Genomic DNA, 3,582 nt, shown 5'->3' on the forward strand with positions numbered 1-3,582 from the left:
TTCGCGAGCAAGCCCGCTCCCACAGGGTTTGGGTGGGCATCGGAATCATTTCACCGCACCAAACGACAAGCCGCGCACCAGCTGCTTCTGGCTGATCCAGCCAAAGATCAGGATCGGCGCACAGGCCAGGGTCGAGACCGCGGACAACTTGGCCCAGAACAATCCTTCGGGGCTGGAGTAGGACGCGATCAACGCGGTGAGCGGCGCGGCTTTCGACGAGGTCAGGTTCAGCGACCAGAACGCCTCGTTCCAGCACAGGATCAGCGACAGCAACACCGTGGAGGCCAGGCCGCCCTTGGCGATCGGCAGCAGCACCCGGACCATTTCCTGCCACAGGGTCGCGCCATCCAGGCGGGCGGCTTCGAGGATGTCCTTGGGGATGTCCTTGAAGTAGGTGTAAACCATCCAGACCACGATCGGCAGGTTGATCAGCGTGTAGATCACGATCAGCGCGATGCGCGTATCCAGCAGGCCAAAACTCTTGGCCAGCAGGTAGATCGGCATCAGCACGCCCACCGGTGGCAGCATCTTGGTGGAGAGCATCCACAGCAGCGTGCCCTTGGTGCGCTGGGTTTCGTAGAAGGCCATGGAGTAGGCCGCCGGCACCGCGATCAGCAGGCACAGGGCCGTGGCGCTGAAGGAAATCACCACCGAGTTCCAGGCGAAACTGAAGTAGTCGCTGCGCTCGTTGATGTGCAGGTAGTTCTCCAGCGTCGGGGTGAAGATGAACTGCGGCGGGGTGGCGAAGGCATCGATTTCGGTCTTGAAGCTGGTCAGCACCATCCAGAAGATCGGGAAGAAGATCAGGATCGCGATGGCCCAGGCCAGGGTGCCCAGCAGCAGGCTTTGCAGGCGACGGGATTGTTGTAGGGTCATGGCGCGGGCCTCAGGCTTTGTCTGTCAGGTTTTTGCCGATCATCCGCACCAGGATGATGGCCGCGATGTTGGCAATGACCACCGCGATCAAACCGCCCGCCGACGCCATGCCCACATCGAACTGCACCAGCGCCTGGTTGTAGATCAGGTAGGCGAGGTTGGTCGAGGCGTAGCCGGGGCCGCCGTTGGTGGTGGTGAAGATTTCGGCGAACACCGACAGCAGGAAGATGGTTTCGATCATCACCACCACCGCGATGGGCCGCGCCAGGTGCGGCAAGGTCAGGTGCCAGAAGATCGCGACCGGCCCGGCACCGTCCAGGCGCGCGGCTTCTTTCTGTTCCTGGTCCAGCGACTGCATGGCGGTCATCAGGATCAGGATCGCGAACGGCAGCCACTGCCACGAGACAATGATGATGATCGACAGCAGCGGGTAGTGCGCCAGCCAGTCCACGGGCTGCGCGCCGAACAGCTTCCAGACGTAGGCAAGGATCCCCGACACCGGGTGGAAAATCAGGTTCTTCCAGATCAGCGCACCGACGGTGGGCATGATGAAGAACGGCGAGATCAGCATCACCCGCACGATGCCACGGCCGAAAAACTCACTGGCCTCCAGCAATGCGCTGATCAATACGCCGAATACCACGCTGATCAGCAGCACGCTGCCCACCAGCAGCAGGGTATTGGTGGCGCCGGGCATGAACCCCGAATCGGTGAGGAAATAGGTGAAGTTCTCCAGCCCCACGAACTCGTTTTCGCCGGGGTAGAGCAGGTTGTAGCGGATCGTCGAAAAATAGACGGTCATGCCCAGCGGCACGATCATCCACAACAGCAGCAACGCCACCGAAGGGCTGACCAGAAACCAGCCGGGGTTGGCCAGGCGGTTTTTGCGCACGGGTTGGGCAATGTCCATTTGAGCTTTGGCAGTTGAGATATTCATGGTGTTCACACCGAGTCATACAGACCTGAGGAGATCCAATGTGGGAGCGGGCTTGCTCGCGAAAGCGTCGTGTCAGACGACTGATGGGTAAACTGACACAGCGCCTTCGCGAGCAAGCCCGCTCCCACCAAGAGCAAGAGCGGGGACGCAGGGGTTACTTGGGATAACCCGCGCGCTTCATCTCCCGTTCGGTGGTCTGCTGGGCCGCCGCCAGAGCCTGGTCGACCGTGGTCTGGCCGATCAGGGCCGCCGAGAACAGCTTGCCGACCTGGGTGCCCACCGCCTGGAACTCGGGGATGGTCACCAGTTGGATGCCGATGTAAGGCACAGGCCTGGCGCCCGGCTTGCTCGGGTCCGCTGCCTTGAGCGATTCCAGGGTGACCTTGGCGAACGGCGCGGCGCTCATGTAGGCATCGCTGTAGGTCGAGGCCCGGGTGCCCGGCGGTACGTTGGCGATGCCATCGGTATTGGCGACCAGGGCGCCGTATTCCTTGGAGGTCGCCCAGGCGCTGAAGGTTTTCGCCGCGTCCTTGGCCTTGGAACTGGTGGGGATCGCCAGGGCCCAGGAGTACAACCAGGCCGAGCCCTTGTCGGTGGTTTCGTGAGGAGCGTAGGTGAAGCCGACGTGATCGCTGACCTTGCTCTGGGTCTTGTCGGTGACGAACGAGCCGGCCACGCTGGCATCGACCCAGATCGCGCATTTGCCGCTGTTGAACAGCGCCAGGTTTTCGTTGAAACCGTTGCTCGAAGCCCCCGGTGGGCCGGACTGCTTCATGGTGTCGACGTAGAAATTCAGCGCGTTCTTCCACTCGGGGCCGGTGAATTCCGGCTGCCACTTCTCATCGAACCAGCGTGCGCCATAGGCATTGGCGACGGTGGTGATCAGCGCCATGTTCTCGCCCCAGCCGGCCTTGCCCCGCAGGCAGATGCCGTACTGCTCTTTATCCTTGTGGGTGAGCTTGCTGGCGAACTCGCCGATCTGGCTCCAGGTCGGACGCTCGGGCATGGTCAGGCCGGCGTCCTTGAACAGGTCGGTGCGGTAATAGGTGATGGAGCTTTCGGCGTAGAACGGCAGGGCGTACAGCGAGCCCTTGACCGACAGGCCTTCACGCACCGACGGGAACACGTCGTCAAGGTCGTAACTGGCCGGCAAGTCCTTCATCGGCTCCAGCCAACCCTTGGCACCCCACAGTGCCGCTTCGTACATGCCGATGGTCAGCACGTCGAACTGACCGCCCTGGGTGGCGATGTCGGTGGTCAGGCGTTGACGCAGGACGTTTTCTTCCAGCACCACCCAATTGAGCTTGATGTCCGGATGCTCGGCCTCGAAGGTTTTCGAAAGCTTTTGCATGCGGATCATGTCGCTGTTGTTGACGGTGGCGATGGTCAGGGTCTGAGCGCCGAGGCTGACGCTGCTGAGGGTCATGCAGGTGAGGGCGAGCAGAGCTTTTACAGAAGGTTGCATCGTGCACTCCTTTTCTGCACCCGGGTGGGTTGCAGAAGGACAGTTATTGTTTTTGTGTCTTCCTTTGTAGGAAGAATCTGCGCTGATTACAGCGCTCAATCGAGTGCGAGACAAATCATCCGTCGCACTTCAATTGATACTTTTTTGCACTGGGGTTTGCCGGGGCAAACGCAGGGAAGGGCTTTGCAGCGTGGCTCGGCTGTCGAATCCGTACAGGTTTTGGGCCGCGACGAATCACCTGTGGGAGCGGGCTTGCTCGCGAAGGCGGTGTGTCAGACGACTGATGGGCAAACTGACACAACGC

Annotated in this window: 3 protein-coding genes; all 3 read right to left on the bottom strand. The window is 61.2% G+C overall.

What is annotated here, in order from left to right; translation table 11 throughout:
• Nucleotides 1-45: 45 nt before the first annotated feature.
• The 3 genes from B0W55_RS29060 to B0W55_RS29070 all read right to left on the bottom strand — a co-directional run bounded on the left by B0W55_RS29060 (nt 46) and on the right by B0W55_RS29070 (nt 3,278).
• Complete coding sequence (locus tag B0W55_RS29060) at nt 46-876, bottom strand: carbohydrate ABC transporter permease (RefSeq protein WP_019579064.1); 831 nt, start codon at nt 874-876, stop codon at nt 46-48.
• Nucleotides 877-886: 10 nt separating this feature from the next.
• Nucleotides 887-1,813 carry a carbohydrate ABC transporter permease gene (locus B0W55_RS29065; protein WP_077049342.1) on the bottom strand — a complete coding sequence of 309 codons (927 nt, stop codon included), beginning with the start codon at nt 1,811-1,813 and terminating at the stop codon, nt 887-889.
• 154 nt (nt 1,814-1,967) lie between these two features.
• The gene (locus B0W55_RS29070; RefSeq protein WP_077049341.1) at nt 1,968-3,278 is read right to left on the bottom strand and encodes a sugar ABC transporter substrate-binding protein; all 1,311 of its coding nucleotides are present in this window, start codon (nt 3,276-3,278) and stop codon (nt 1,968-1,970) included.
• Nucleotides 3,279-3,582 lie beyond the last annotated feature (304 nt).

The sequence above is a fragment of the Pseudomonas sp. KK4 genome (assembly GCF_001984065.1).
In the GTDB taxonomy this organism is placed as follows: domain Bacteria; phylum Pseudomonadota; class Gammaproteobacteria; order Pseudomonadales; family Pseudomonadaceae; genus Aquipseudomonas.

Excerpts from the sequence above, each read along its gene's own strand:
- B0W55_RS29070 (WP_077049341.1), bottom strand. The coding sequence starts at position 3,278 with ATGCAACCTTCTGTAAAAGCTCTGCTCGCCCTCACCTGCATGACCCTC.
- B0W55_RS29060 (WP_019579064.1), bottom strand. The coding sequence starts at position 876 with ATGACCCTACAACAATCCCGTCGCCTGCAAAGCCTGCTGCTGGGCACC.
- B0W55_RS29065 (WP_077049342.1), bottom strand. The coding sequence starts at position 1,813 with ATGAATATCTCAACTGCCAAAGCTCAAATGGACATTGCCCAACCCGTG.